The sequence below is a fragment of the Paraburkholderia diazotrophica genome (genome assembly GCF_900108945.1).
In the GTDB taxonomy this organism is placed as follows: Bacteria; Pseudomonadota; Gammaproteobacteria; order Burkholderiales; family Burkholderiaceae; genus Paraburkholderia; species Paraburkholderia diazotrophica.
In genome coordinates this window covers 62859-77015 of sequence record NZ_FNYE01000023.1, presented here as the reverse complement: position 1 = coordinate 77015, position 14157 = coordinate 62859, and the positions used below count along the sequence as shown (strand labels likewise).

Sequence of the window (14157 nt, the reverse complement as noted above, 5' to 3'; positions counted from 1 at the left end):
GCTCACGAGCCTATCTCATTCCCGCCAGCGACGTATGGCCCGGAATCTTCCCCGATACGTCCCGCCAGCCGCTATTCGCCGTAGATACTCGCGAGCTCGACCGCTTCAGCGGCGAGCTCGGCTCGCAGGCTCGCGGGTCCCAGCACCTCGACGTTCGGCCCGAACGAGCGCAGCCACCAGCGCAGCCGCTGACTCAACATCACAGTGCCCTGCACATACAAGGCATCGTCCTTGCGAGTGCTCTTCTGATCCTTCGACATGGGTGCTTCGAGCAGATGCTCTCCCGCGCCGCTGAAGAACTTCAGCTTGAGCAGCACTTCCTTCTCGACCATGAAATCGAAGCTGCGCTGCTGACGGACATACGCATCGAGCGAAAACGTCGCAGGATACGAGAACGATTCGAGCATCGCCTTGGCGCCCCAAAGGCGATCGAGGCGATACATCGTTGGATTGGCCTTGCCTTCCGTGCCCGCCACGAGATATACGAGCCCCCCCACTTCAACGAGACCGAACGGCAGGACGACTTTCGCCTGATCGTTGTCCGTCTTGTGACGAGGACGGTAGACGATCTCCAGCTTGCGTTCCTCGAACAGCGCCCTCGATACCTCCGCAAAGTTGTCGCGATCGATCACGGGATAGTGCAGCGCGAACCCGCCGCTCTCCACTGCAACCTTACCGGCCCAGCGCGAGTACTTGCGCTCCGTTTCGCTATTGGTCTTCCTCAGCCGCGTCTCCGCGATCTCGAACAACGGCGTCAGCGACTCGGCCACCAGTTCCGGGATCTGCCGCGAAGAGAAGCGCCTGAGCGTCTGCAGCGCCAACGCCTCGTCAAAGTTAATCATTGCGCCGCCCTTGGCCGCCAGACCGCTCGCGCCTGCTTTCCTGCGCCACACGGAAGCCGTTCCACGCTGGTCCATCTCGACAAGACCTTCTTCCTCGAGCCGAGCCAGATGCCGATAAATCGTCTTCGGCGAGGGCAGGTTCGGCACGGTGCTCGTCAGACGCCGGTAGACATCCGGTGTGCTCAGGTAATCGCTTTGCGTGGCTGCGTCGGGAAGGACGCGCATGATTTCGCGGTCGATGTCGGACATTGAACGATAGTCGCGTGAGTGGATGATCTCGGGTTTATCGACACTTTTTGCTGCTTTCTTGAGCTTCGCTTGAACGCCAGTGCGCTGCACGAGAAGATCCGGCGGCCGGATTTCCGGATGATGCGTCGGGACGTGCGTGCGCCTCGACGTAAGGATGCTGCCGTGTCAATCTCGAGCGAGGGTCGCGTCGAGAGCCGACAGCACTTGGAGTGCAGTGCCTCGTAGACCAACGCCCTCGCCCACCACCTCGATTTCGTCGAGATTGATTCGAATCAGCGGACCGCGTACCGACTCCGCGAACATGCGCACGCTCGGCACGGCCGTTCCCGCGCCGAGCTCGATCACGACGGGCCGCTGCACGGGACGCAGCCAGATGCGCAGCCGTTCCCACTGCGCCGACGTGCGCTTCTCGACCCAGTGGCTGTCGTCGAACATCAGGAAGTTCGGCCGCGCGAGATGGCCGCATTGCGGGCAGCGCGGCAGAGCGGGACGTGTAAGTGCGTCGACATCGACGTCATCCATCAGACTGCCCGATGCCCAGATCCCGTCGCTGCACGGCTCGCCGCATTGCATGAAATTGAGCGTGCCGTGGCACTCCACTACGCGCGATTCGTCGTAACCCGCCGCCTGGAAATGGCCGTCGACATTGCTCGTGAACACGAATGCGCCATGACGCGTGCGTTCGGCCCAGCGCCTGAGCATCGCGTAGCCTGCGTGCGGCGAGCATTGCCTGCAGACCTGCAGGGCCCGTCCGTAGAATCGCCATGCGTCGACGGGCTTCTCCGCGAAGCAGTCGCCCTGGGTGAGCGAGCCGACGTCGCGCTCCATCATGCCCGCGGGCAGCAGCGAAGTCCACAGGCCGCCCGTGCCGCGAAAATCCGGCAGGCCGGAGTCGACGCTCATGCCCGCACCGGCGGCGATGACGATGGCGTCCGCGTGACGAATCCAGTCCGCGGCGCGTTGAATGTCGGTGTTATCGATCATGATCCGTTCTTCTTGCAGTCAGAAATCTTCGGCCCAGCGCTCCCAGAAGCCCGGTTCGTCGTGGTGCGCATTCTTCTGCGCGGACTGGAGATCGAGGACGAGAAAGCGCATGTGCGGCATGCGCAACGAGCGGTCGGGGAACTCGAGGAACGCTTCGAGCGCGCGATACGACGCGTCGTCCCGGTCGTACGGCACGTCGATGTAGATCGAGCCGCGATAACTCCTCATGACGGTTTCGCTGGCGACTTCACCGCACGGCTGCCATGCGTAGCCGTGCGAGTCGAGCCATTCGACGATCGTCGCCCGCGTAGGATGCGCTTCCCAGTGATGAGGCGAACGCTCGCCATTCGGGTCGTCGAAGAAGGTGAGAAAAAGCACGTCGCGCTGCTTTCGACGCGCAATCGCGTCGATGTGTTCGATGGCTCTCGGCATGACATCTCGGGTGTGTGATGGGTGGCACGCATCGTCGCACGTGGCCAAGACATATCCTGTCCCGGCCGCAGATGACATCAGGCAGCGTCGAATCCCGCCGACAGACCGCTCGCGCGCAGCACCTGCGCAAGCACCGCCCGCTCGATCACCGCTCTGCCGCCCGCGCTTGCAATCGTCAGGAAGCGGCGCGCGCGCGTGATGCCCGTATAGACGAGCTCGCGCGTCAGGACGGGGCTCATCGTGTCTGGCAGTACGAGCGCGGCATGCGTGAACTCGGAACCTTGCGATTTGTGCACGGTGAGCGCAAACACGGTTTCGACCGCTTGCATGCGGCTCGGCAGCGCCCACTTGATGCGGCCCGAGCCATCGCTGGCCGCGAACGCCACACGCAGACTCCAGCCGCCATCCGGCTCCGGCAGCGCGAGCGTTATGCCGATATCGCCGTTCATCAGGCCCAGTTCATAGTCATTGCGCGTCACGAGAACGGGACGCCCGAGATACCACTCACCCGTTGCCGTGATCAGGTGTTCGTCCTGAAGCAGACGCGCCACGCGCCGGTTCAATCCTTCGACGCCCCATGCGCCACGCCGCAGCGCGCACAGCAACTGGAACTCGCCGTGCGCAGCGAGCACATCGTTCGCCCATGCGTCGAACGCGCCTTGCCCGGAGCCGTGTGCCGGCTGTCCTTCATGCAGTGTCTGAAGATAGTGTCGATAGCCCCGGCGAGCGCTGGTCTCGCCGCTCATCTGCCCGTTCATCCACGCGCTCACCTGCCCGTCGACGACAAGCGCCTTGAACGCCGCGTCGCCTTTCTCCGCGCATTCGAGCAACGCAAGGTCCGCGTGATGGCTGGCCCAGACGTCTGCCACGTTGCGCGGCTCGCCGCTATTGACGGCCTCGGCCAGTTGTCCGATGCCGCTTTCGGCGGAGAAACGATGGCTGAAACGCAGCATGGCAATCGCCTGATCGAGCGCGCCGCCGCCGTCGTCGACGAGACGCGACTCGATGCGCTCGCCCGTCGCCTCTTCCAGCCATGTCTGCGTCGCACGCGTGTAGTGCCCATTGCCGGCGCGGCGGCACAATTCGCCGAGGACGGCGCCCGCCTCCACCGATGCGAGCTGATCCTTGTCGCCGAGCAGAATCAGCCGCGCGCGCGCCGGCAATGCATCGAGCACGGCGTTCATCATTTCCAGATCGACCATCGATCCTTCGTCGATCACCAGAACGTCGAGTGCCAGCGGATTGCCCGCGTGATGACGAAAGCGCCGCGTATCGGGCCGCGTGCCGAGCAGCCGGTGCAGCGTAGTCACCGCGACGGGAATCGCCTCGCGTATCGCCTCGCCGTTGGCGAAGCCGTCGAGCGGCAGACGCTCGACGGCATTGGCAATCGATTCGTTCAGCCGTGCCGCCGCCTTGCCCGTCGGCGCGGCGAGCCGGATGCGCAGCGGCTTGCCGTCCTCGCCCGTGAGCGACAGCGATTGAAGCAGCGCGAGCAGCTTCACGACGGTCGTCGTTTTGCCCGTACCCGGTCCGCCCGTGACGATGCTGAAGGCGCTCCGTGCAGCAAGCGCACAGGCCAGCTTCTGCCAGTCGGCGTGCGCCTTGCGTTGTGTCTCCGTCGACGGAAACAGCGTGTTCAGCGCGTGGCGCAAGCCGCCGACATCCAGGGCGCCTGCCAGTTCGACCGACGCTTCGAGCCGTTGACGAATCGCGCGGCACACGTTCCGTTCGTACTGCCAGTAGCGGCGCAGGTAGAGCCGCGTGCCGACGAGCACCAGCGGCGTGCTGCCCTCGCTGTCGCCGACCAGCGAGATATCGTCGAGCGCCGCTTGCCAGCGCTCCAGTGTGACACCCGCCAGCACCTGCGACGGCAACAGGACGTTCTCGTCGGCATCGTCGTCGGCGCGTGTGCTCGGGCCATCTGGCGGCAGCGACAGTGCGAAAGCGGGGTCGCGCAGCGTCGCGACGAGATCGAGACAGGCGTGGCCGCGCCCGAGCTGGTGGCTCGCAAGCGCCGCGGCGAGGATCAGCAGCGCGTGTGCGCGCGGCACTTCACGCGCGAGAAAGCGGGCGAATGCAGCATCGACTTCGCGCAGCCAGCCGCGCTCGACCCAGTCCGCGAGCAGATGCCCGATCTGCTCGCGATCACCCACGCCGCCGGACGTCGCGACCGTGTTTTCAGACAATAGCGCGCTCATGCAGCCTCCCGGTCGGCGAGTTCGAAGTCGCCCGTAAACAGATCGTCGAGCCGCTCGATCAGCTCGCGCGGCGGACGCTCGGCATGAATGCCTTGTGTCGATGCATTCAGGCCGCGCAGAAACAGATAGACGGCGCCTCCCACATGCGTGTCGTAGTCGTAGTCGGGCAACCGCGCCTTGAGCAGCCGATGCAGCGCGAGCAGATACAGCACGTATTGCAGGTCATAGCGCGAGCGCAGGATTTGCGCGCGAATGCGCTCCGCCGTGTAGGCGGCGTCATCGGCGCCGAGCCAGTTCGACTTGTAGTCGGCGACGTAGTAACGGCCGTCGTGTTCGAACACGAGATCCATGAAACCCTTGAGCATGCCGTTGAGCTGCGCGGGTTCGATCGCCGCGCGCTCAGTGCCGCCGACCGTATGTTCACTGACGAGCCGATCGAGCGCCGCTGTGTCGACATGATGCGCGGCGAGCCAGAACTCCATTTCGGCAGCCGACGTGCGCAAGTCCGACAGCCTGATCGATGTCGCGTCGACGCCGCCGGCAGCCTTCAACTGCAGCGGCGTCGTGACGATCTGCATGATCCATTGCGTCAACGGTTCGATCCAGCGCTGCCAGCCACGCACGCTGCAACGGCGCGCGACCACTTCACGCAGCGGCCGCTCGTCCACCGCGACCTGCGCGAAGCCATGCCGCGCGGCCCATTCGAGAAGGTCGTGCAGAAAGCTGCCCTCGTCGGAACCGCGCGGGAAGTCGTGCAGCAAGGACGCAATCCGTTGCCCCGATCGGCGCGGCGCTTGCGGGGGTTGTGGTGCATCGTCCTGATCGATCTCGGCCTCGGCATCGCGGGCCTCGATAAAACCTTCTTCACGCGGCGTGTCCGGCACGACATTCACGCCGTGGCTCATCTTCTTCAGACTCGAATAGCTCGCGACCGACCACGGCTCGCGCAACACGCGCACCGAGGCGCGCGCCTCGCCTTCTCGCGATTTCTGGTCGAGATGCGCGAGACGGTCGTCGCCAGGCTCGGGCGCGGGCGTGACAGCGATGTCGTCCGCCGCGCCGAGCGATTCGTGGAGACACTTTTCGAGTTCTCCCGACGCCAGCACTTTCGCGCCGTTGAGCAGATAGCCGATCGCGCTGCGCTCGAATTCCTTCAGTTCCGCGATGCCGATCCACGTCGCGTACCGCGCGCGCGTGAGCGCCACGTAGAGCTTGCGCAAGTCTTCGCCGAGCCGTTCGCGGTCGACCTTTTCCAGCACGCCGCCGTCATCGTCGAGCGCGACCTGCACGTTGCCCTGCGCGTCGTGCCATTTGAACGGCACGTCGTTCGCGCCGGCGGGACGGTGCGCGCACACGAACGGCAGGAACACGAGCGGATATTCGAGGCCCTTCGACTTGTGAATCGTCACCACCTTCACAAGATCGCCGTCGCTCTCCAGACGGAGTTGCCGCGCATCACCGCCGCCATTGCCCTCTGCCGCCGCTTCGCGTTGTTCGACCAGATGACGGATCAGGCCATGTTCGCCTTCGATCAGCGTGCTCGCCTGTTGCAGCAATTCCGCCAGATGCAGCAGATCGGTCAGGATGCGCTCGCCGCCCTGCACGCGTTGTGCGCCACCGGCGCGCAGTCCGAGCAGGCGCGCGGGCACGCTGAAATCGTTCAGCAGGCGGCGCAACATCGGCAGCACGCCCTGACGCCGCCAGCACTCGCGATAGCCACGGAACCGCAACACGCACGCTTCCCACGCGATCTCGTCGCTGTAGTACGCGTCCAGTTGTGCCCAGCCGAGTCCGAGTGTCGGCGTGGCGAGCGCGGTGCGCACGAGCCTGCCGTCGTCGGGCTCCGCACAGGCCGCGAGCCAATGCTGCAGCTCGGCCGCTTGCGGGCTTTCGAACACGGAGTCCTTGTCGGACAGATAGACCGTGCGCACATTGCGCTTCGCAAGCGCCCTGCGAATGGCGTCGGCCTCGATCCGGTTGTTGACGAGCACGGCCATGTCGGCGGGACGCAGCGGCTTCAGCGGCGCTGCACCACCCACCGCGCCGAATCCGGCGCGGCCGCGCTGGCCAAGATCGAGCAGACGCACCATCTCCGTCGCGCAACTCTGCGCCATGCGATCGATATACGCGGTCTTGCTGAGCGGCTTGCCGTCGTCGGACGGAGGCAGCCACCATGCCGTCATTGCACGCGGCGCGTCGCCATCGACGACGAACGCATCGTCGCGGCCCTTCGCGCTCACCTGGATGAAGGGCACAGGATTGCCATCCGACTCGCGGAAGAGAAACGCACCCGCGCCTGCTTCTCGCTGCTCCGCCACGTTGAAACAGTGGTTGGTCGCGTCGACCATCGCGTGCGTCGAGCGGAAGTTCGTGGCGAGCGTGTAGAGCCGCGTGCCGCACGAGCGGCGCGCCGCAAGATAGGTGAAGATGTCCGCGCCACGGAACGCGTAGATAGCCTGTTTCGGATCGCCGATCAGGATGAGCGCATGGTCGGCGCTCGCCTCCGATGTTTCGCTGCCCTGCCCGTAGACGGCATCGAAGATGCGGTACTGGACGGGATCGGTGTCCTGAAACTCGTCGATCAGCGCAACGGGAAACTGCTTCCGGACGATCTCGGCGAGACGCTCGCCGTTCGGTCCATGCAAGGCTGCGTCGAGGCGCATCAGAAGATCGTCGAAGCCCATCTGGGCGCGCCGCGCCTGTTCGGCCGCGAAGCGCTTCGCCACCCAGCGGGCCGCGTGCGACAGCAGATCGTTGCGCGCATCCGGCAGCGCGGCAAGCTCCGCGCGCAAGGTGACGAGCGCGTCGAAGCCGGGATGCGAAAGCGGCGTGCCATGCTGGCAATGTTCCGCGAGTTCTTTGGGCGTCAACCGGTTCCAGGCGGTATCGGTGAGAGACGGCGATGCCTTCTCCGGATCGCCGGCCCATGCCGCGAGTTCATTCAACCAGCGTTCGCAATTCGCCTTGCCGAACGCAGTCCCGACGTATTGCTTGCTTGCGCGCGCCGTATCCAGCAATGCCTTCATGTCCGCTGGCCACGTATTCCAGGGCGCCTTCAACTCAGCAAGCCGCCGAGCCGTCTCGTCGCGCGCCGCCTGCAGCGCATCGGCGGGTGCCGGCGCGTCCGGCAGGAACGGCGCAATGTCGATCAGATTGCGCAGCTTCTTCTGCAACTCCGACGGACCTTTAGCCCATTCGCTGGCCGTGGCCGCATCCGCTGCTACGAGCGGTGCCATAAACGTGCGCCAGTAGTCGCGCACGACTTCGGCGAGCAGCTCACTTTCGTCGGTTTCGAGCGTCTGCGTGAACAGGCTGTCGCTGTCGAATGCATGCTCGCGCAGCATCCGGTTGCACCACGCGTGAATGGTCGACACGGCCGCTTCGTCCATCCATTCGGCCGCGAGTTGCAAGCGGCGCGCGCAAGCCGGCCACTGCTGCGGCGGATATTCGTCGCGCAGTGCGTGCAGCAGGTCGATTGCGCCGGGCGCGAGCGGCTCTACGTCATGCGGCTCGGCCCGAAAATACGCGGCCGCTTCCGTCAGCCGCGCGCGGATGCGATCGCGCAGTTCCTTCGTCGCGGCATCGGTGAAGGTAACGACGAGAATCTCGGGCGGCGTCAGCGGACGCGCGTGCGCGTTCGACGGGTCGTGTCCAAGCACCAGCCGCACATAGAGCATCGCGATCGTAAAGGTCTTGCCCGTGCCCGCGCTGGCTTCGATCAGACTGCGGCCCGACAGCGCGAAGCGCAGCGGGTCGAGCGGTTGCGGCGTGTGCATCATGCTTGCCGGAAGGTTGGGCGCGTTCATTCGTCAGCTCCTGCGTTGTTCTTCACTACGTCGATCAGCGGCTTGAGCAGCGCATCGGCCAGCACCGCAAATTCGCCGCTCGCGGACAGGCTCTCGAAATCGGGATAGGCGCGGCGCAAGCTCGCGCTCTTTTCCACCTCTCCGGACGTGAAGCCGCTGCCGTCGCCTTCGTATTTCCGGCGCGCGGCATGGCGCGCATCCGTCATATCCCGCGATGAGTCCGTGTCGTTGCGTGGCGCGCCGCCCGCAAAAATCCATTCGAACGCGGACTCGACTGCAAGCGGCAGCGGCCTGCGCATGCCTTCCTCCCAGGCGCGCAGCAACGCGCCGAGATACGCGGCCGCCTTGCCCCCTTGCATCGGCGGGAACTCGACCGTCCCCTTCTTGCTGACGATCACCGTCGATACCTCACGGCCGTCGAGGTTCGCCGCGAGATGCTGCACCCACGGTCCGACGAGCTTCGCATAGCGATAGCGCCGGGTTCGTCCCTCGACGAGCTCGCTGGTTTCGAGAAGCACGCGAGCGAGCTTGCCGTCGTTATCGGCACGCCAGTGGCCGAGCCAGTCGGCGATGCCCAGTTGGCCGTGCTCGCCCGCCACCGCAAAGCCGATTTCCTGCGCGCGCTCGCGCACGACCGGCCAGCGCGCGAGTTGCGTCCGGTACGCGTCGAACAGCTTGTCCATCGGCTCGATCAGTCTGTCGCTCGCGAGGTCGCCGAATCCGCCCGTCGCGACGTCACCGCGCCGCCGGATGACGGCGAGACGCGCGTCGCGTACCGCGACGAGCGCGGCGTCGTCAGCGTCTTCGTGCACTTGCGCGACTTGCGCGCCGATCAGTTCGTCCTGCAGCTTCCAGATGTCGAGCGCATCGAGTTCGAACGGCTCCTGATCGTCGCTGGCCGTTTCCTGGATATCCAGCGCGATGCGCAGGCGTTGCGACAGAAACGCCTTGACGGGATTGCGCAGGAAGTCGGAGACTTCGCGCAGCGACAAGGGCTCGTCGCGCACGACGGCATCGAGCGGCGCGTCAGCCGTGGCATCGGGCGTCGCCGTTTCGGACGGCACGTCGCGCCACTCGGCGGCATAGGTGAAGAGCGGCGACGCATCGGCGTCGGCGTTCGCGGGAAAATACTCGGCGCTGAACGGCTGCAGGCGATGCACGACGGTCAACGCATCGACGAGCGCATGTCGCTTGTCCGACGGTGCATCGGCAAGTTGCCAGCCGGAAACGAGATGGTCGCGCAGTTGCCCGATCAGCACGGACGGCGGCCGCTCGCTGTTGTCGTTGATGCTGCGCCCAACCCACGACACATGCAGATGATCGCGCGCCGACAGCAGCGCTTCGAGCAGCAGATAACGATCGTCCTCGCGGCGCGAACGGTCGCCGGGCCGGTAGTAGCCGCGCATCAGGTCGAAATCCATCGGCACGCGGGTGCGCGGATAGTCGCCGTCGTTCATGCCGAGCAGACACACCCGGCGGAACGGAATGGCGCGCATCGGCATCAGCGTCGCGAACGTCACCGAGCCCGCGAAGAAGCGCTGTGCGAGACCCGCATCGTCGAGCAGGCTCAGCCAGTAATCGCCGACGACGGAAAGCGGCAACGTGTCGTCGAGTCCCGCTTCCGTGCAGGCGTCGAGCCACGTGTGCAGGATGTTGTCGAGCCGCGCGAGCGTATAGGCATCGTTGCCGTCGTCGGCGCTGAAAAACGCCTGTTTCAGGGCGCGCAGGCGCTCGCACCACACTGCGGGCGTCGCCGGCTCGCTCATCGTGCGCCACGCGTGATCGAGTTCGTCGATCAGCCGGACGATCGGCCCCAGCAGCGCGGCGTCGAGCCCGCCCACTTCGCCGAACGGTTCGATCTCGCCCCACGCTTGCGCTTCGCCGCCAACCGCGTAGCCGAGCAGCATCCGGCGCAGGCCGAACAGCCAGGTGTGCGGCGCTGCCGGGTTGTCGTCGCGCGGCAAGCCGAGGCTCGCGCGATGCTCTGCATGCAAGCCCCAGCGCACGTTCGCGCCGCGCATCCACGCGCGCAGTGTCGGAAGATCGCTCTCGTCGATGGCAAAACGCCGGCGCAGCGCCGGAACGTCGAGCAGATCGAGCAGATCGCTCACCGTCAGGCGTGAATGCTGCAAGCTGAGCAGCGTTTCAAGCGCGCCGACGAGCGGGTCCGCCTTGCGTTGTCCGCGGTCGGCGACGCTGAACGGAATGTAGCGCGGATCGTCACGGTCGAGCAGCCCGAAGACGGCCTGGATGTGCGGCGCGTAGGCGTCGATGTCCGGCACCATGACGATGATGTCGCGCGGCCGCAAGGTCGGGTCGTCGTTGAAGGCCGCGAGCAGCTGGTCGTGCAGGACTTCGACTTCACGCTGCGCGCTGTGGGCCACGTGAAAGCGGATCGATTCGTCGGCAGCGGGATCGACGGGTGGCCATTCCGCTTGCGTCTCGCGCAGCGGACGCAGATCGCGAATATCGTCCTGCAGCTGTTGCAGCAGCGACGTTGCTTCGCGCTCTTCGAACAGGTCAATACGCTGTCCAATGCCCGCGAATTGCGGCCGATAACGCTCGCGTGCCTCGGCGCTGTCGAACTCGTCCAGCAGGCCGATGAAATCGCGTCCCTGCTTGCCCCACGACGCGAGCAGCGGATGCGCATGCAGATGCAGTTGTTCCGCAGCCAGTTCAGCGGGTGCGCCCTCGCGGCGCTGTTGCCGCGAATGTTGCGCACGCAGCAGTTCCTTGTCGGGCACGATGTCGGCCCAGTAATGCGCGCACGGATTCGGCACGCACATCAGCACCTGCGTCCAGCGGGCGATGGCCGCGAGCGCCTCGAGCGACTGGCGCGGCAGGCTCGAAATGCCGAACACGATGACCCGACGCGGCAAGCCTGGCGGCCGCGTGTCGCTGTCCCATGCATCGACTCTGGCGAGGAACGCTTGATGAACGGCGGCGCGTCCGCCGTCCGACATCACTTCGGGCGCTGCGGCAGCATCCGCCGAACGCGCCACGTCCGCGACGAGTTCCCGCCACAACGCCGCCTGCCAGCGTTGTTCATCGGGTAAGGGATGCGCTTCGCCGCGCGCATCGAGCACGCTATCGTTCCCCTTCGCCCAGCAGTCGAGCCAGTCGGAGCGATACATCTGGTACTGGTCGAACAGATCGGCGATGCGCTCGGCCAGCTGAAAGCGCTTGCGGCGGTCGCCGTCGTGACTGATGAAGCGACGCAGCGGCTCGAACGCCGGAAGATCGATGAGCGCGGGCAGCACGCGCATCAACCGCCACACGAGCCGCGATTCGTCGAACGGCGACACTTCGGCCACTGACGACTTGCCCAGCACCGCGCGATAGGCCTGCCAGATGAAGGTCGAAGGCAGCGAGATTTCCAGTGCGGCGGCAATCCCGCAGCCACCGGAATCCGTCACGGGATCACGGTCAGCGGCGAGCGCGAGCTTGAGCCATTGGGCAATGCCGTTGCTCTGCACGAGGATCACCTCGTTCTCGAGTGGCGCGAGCGGGTAACGTTTCATCCATTCAACGAGCAGATCGCGAAGGCGCTCGGACCGATTGCCGTGAATCAGCATCAGCCCGGGAGAAAGGGAATTCGATGTCAAGAAAGACTCCATGAACGCGCGAAAACGCAAGCGCCGCGCGTGGGTAACACGCGCTCGCGTTCGGTTCGCGCAATGCGACTGGTCGTGAGTTGAGTGGCGGCTCGCACGTCGGGCGAAACGATGAGGCGTGGCGGGTCAGCGCTTGTGCGCGCCGTCGGCCTGATCGAGCGCGTGGTCGAGTGCGACGAGTGTCTCGAGCGCGCCGCCCTGAATGCCGATGCCTTTCGCCGGATCGATTTGCGGCTCCCGCACATTGATGCGGATGACGCGCGGCCCGTGACGCTCGCTGAATCGGCGGATCGTCGGCAAGGCCGTGCCCGCGCCGAGTTCCACCGTCACCATCCGGCGGGCGGAATCGATCCAGCGCTGCAAGCGCGCTTCCTGTGCGTCGGTGCGCCGCGACAGCCAGGCCGCATCGTAGAACATCAGCACATTCGGGCGTGCGATGCCGCCGCAGTCCGGGCAGCGAGGCAAACGACCGACCAGGCGGCATGCCTGCTCATCGACCTGCGGTTCGAATTCCGTCGCGGGCCAGATGCGCGAGCAGCACGGCGACGCACATTGCAGGTGGTGAATGGACCCGTGGCACTCGGCAACGGCCTGTTCCGCGAACCCTGCACGCTGAAACTGGCCGTCGACGTTGCTGGTGCGGACAAACGCACCGTGCGGCATGCGTTGCGCCCAGCGCTGGAGGATCGCAAACCCGGCGTGAGGCACGACCTCGCGATACAGCTTCAGGCGATGCCCGTAAAACCCCCACGCCAGCAACGGATCTTCGAGGAACGACGCGGGATTGGCGATCGCCGGAAAACCGATCTGCGCCGCGCCCAGCGCCGGATACGCGCGCCAGAGGCCCTCGTTGCCGCGAAAATCCGGCAACCCCGAATCCACCCCGATGCCCGCGCCTGCCGTCACGAGCAGACCGTCCGCGTCGCGCAGCCAGGCGGCGGCCTGCTCGATTGCCAATTGTTCTTTCATCTCGTACGGCCCCCGTTGTTCTGTCTGCCTGTCGGCTGTGGTCTGTGTCGTTGTTATGCAAGCGCCAGCATGCAGCTAAGGCCTTGTGCGCGAACGGCCCTTGAGGCGGTCCAGCAGCCACAAGGCCAAAATGCCCGGGCCATCGAGTGGACGTGCCGGCCGGATGTCGAGATCGGTGCTCCCACACGCCTCGCATGCGCCGAGCACCACCAGCACATCACTGCGCGGCCGATAGACACGGCGCCGGCCGCACGCGCGGCAGGTCAATGTCATCGGAGGCGCGGGGATCGGCATGGAGCGTACGCGTGCTGAAATCAGGATATCGAGGCCGATACGTCAGATACTCACGCCGCGCCAGACACGGCATTCTGCGCGTCGCGGCGCACCTTTTCAATGTACTTGCCAAGCGCGACCGTCGACAGGATGCCGGTCGCGAAAACGATGGCAAATGCCGCAAGGCTTTCGAGGGGCGAATTGTTGTTCAACATGTTGAGTCCTCTCAGGTGAATACAGCGAGTCTGTGTCCCCGATGCCACCGTGCATGGATTCACCTGCACAGTTTGCATCGCGCTCGGGACAAACGACGTCCCGATTACACGGGCGGTCGCCATGCATCCACCATGGCAATTACGGCACCCGCTATACTTTCTTTAAGCATTCGCTGACGATTTGCGCGATGGAATGTCCACATGCAAGCCGCAGCTATTTGACTGCACGCCAGATCAATGCCGAAAGCTGATTACCCGTTCCAAGAATCCGGTAAGAAGCGTCGCGGGTTTGATCGGTCCGGGGATCGTATTCCCCAACCCGGTTGTAACGCGCGTCACGCGCGATCTGCTTGCCGCTCGAATCGGTCTCGATCGAGCCGATGATGTGATAGTGGTCGTCGCGCAGATATTCAGTGGCCATTCGTGGTCCCCGTAGTGTCTGTCTGATAGGTGTTCCGCATCGACGACACTATAGATGCGCATTGGGACAATTCGCGTCCCGGTGGTCGCGGCAAGACACGGGAACCCTTGGTCTGAAGCGAAAACGTTTGCGTATCGAGATTCGCTTTACAACC

The 14157-nt window shown here is 65.2% G+C and carries 9 protein-coding genes; all 9 read right to left on the bottom strand.

Translation table 11 applies throughout. The features are described 5' to 3' along the window. Window positions 1–71: 71 nt before the first annotated feature. Window positions 72–1091, bottom strand: a complete 1020-nt coding sequence (locus BMW76_RS25480; RefSeq protein WP_090870313.1) for a WYL domain-containing transcriptional regulator — start codon at window positions 1089–1091, stop codon at window positions 72–74. A 165-nt stretch (window positions 1092–1256) separates the two neighbouring features. Then, window positions 1257–2075, bottom strand: a complete 819-nt coding sequence (locus tag BMW76_RS25475; RefSeq protein WP_090870230.1) for an SIR2 family NAD-dependent protein deacylase — start codon at window positions 2073–2075, stop codon at window positions 1257–1259. Between the two features lie 18 nt (window positions 2076–2093). After that, window positions 2094–2507, bottom strand: coding sequence for a hypothetical protein (locus tag BMW76_RS25470; RefSeq protein ID WP_090870228.1), 414 nt, complete (start codon window positions 2505–2507; stop codon window positions 2094–2096). A 77-nt stretch (window positions 2508–2584) separates the two neighbouring features. Beyond that, window positions 2585–4705, bottom strand: a complete 2121-nt coding sequence (gene recD / locus BMW76_RS25465) for an exodeoxyribonuclease V subunit alpha (RefSeq protein ID WP_090870227.1) — start codon at window positions 4703–4705, stop codon at window positions 2585–2587. Beyond that, window positions 4702–8511, bottom strand: coding sequence for an exodeoxyribonuclease V subunit beta (gene recB / locus BMW76_RS25460; RefSeq protein WP_090870225.1), 3810 nt, complete (start codon window positions 8509–8511; stop codon window positions 4702–4704). Before recB ends, recD begins: the two co-directional genes overlap by 4 nt. Further along, window positions 8508–12116, bottom strand: coding sequence for an exodeoxyribonuclease V subunit gamma (gene recC / locus BMW76_RS25455; protein ID WP_245763378.1), 3609 nt, complete (start codon window positions 12114–12116; stop codon window positions 8508–8510). The genes recB and recC overlap by 4 nt, the downstream gene beginning before the upstream one ends. A 135-nt stretch (window positions 12117–12251) precedes the next feature. After that, window positions 12252–13094 carry an SIR2 family NAD-dependent protein deacylase gene (locus BMW76_RS25450; protein WP_090870223.1) on the bottom strand — a complete coding sequence of 281 codons (843 nt, stop codon included), beginning with the start codon at window positions 13092–13094 and terminating at the stop codon, window positions 12252–12254. A 344-nt stretch (window positions 13095–13438) separates the two neighbouring features. Further along, window positions 13439–13705 (bottom strand): hypothetical protein, encoded by a 267-nt coding sequence (locus BMW76_RS40495; protein ID WP_143062318.1) that lies wholly within the window; start codon window positions 13703–13705, stop codon window positions 13439–13441. 91 nt (window positions 13706–13796) lie between these two features. Beyond that, a complete protein-coding gene (locus BMW76_RS25445) occupies window positions 13797–14003 on the bottom strand; it encodes a hypothetical protein (RefSeq protein WP_090870221.1) in 207 nt (68 codons plus the stop codon). Between the last annotated feature and the right edge of the window lie 154 nt (window positions 14004–14157).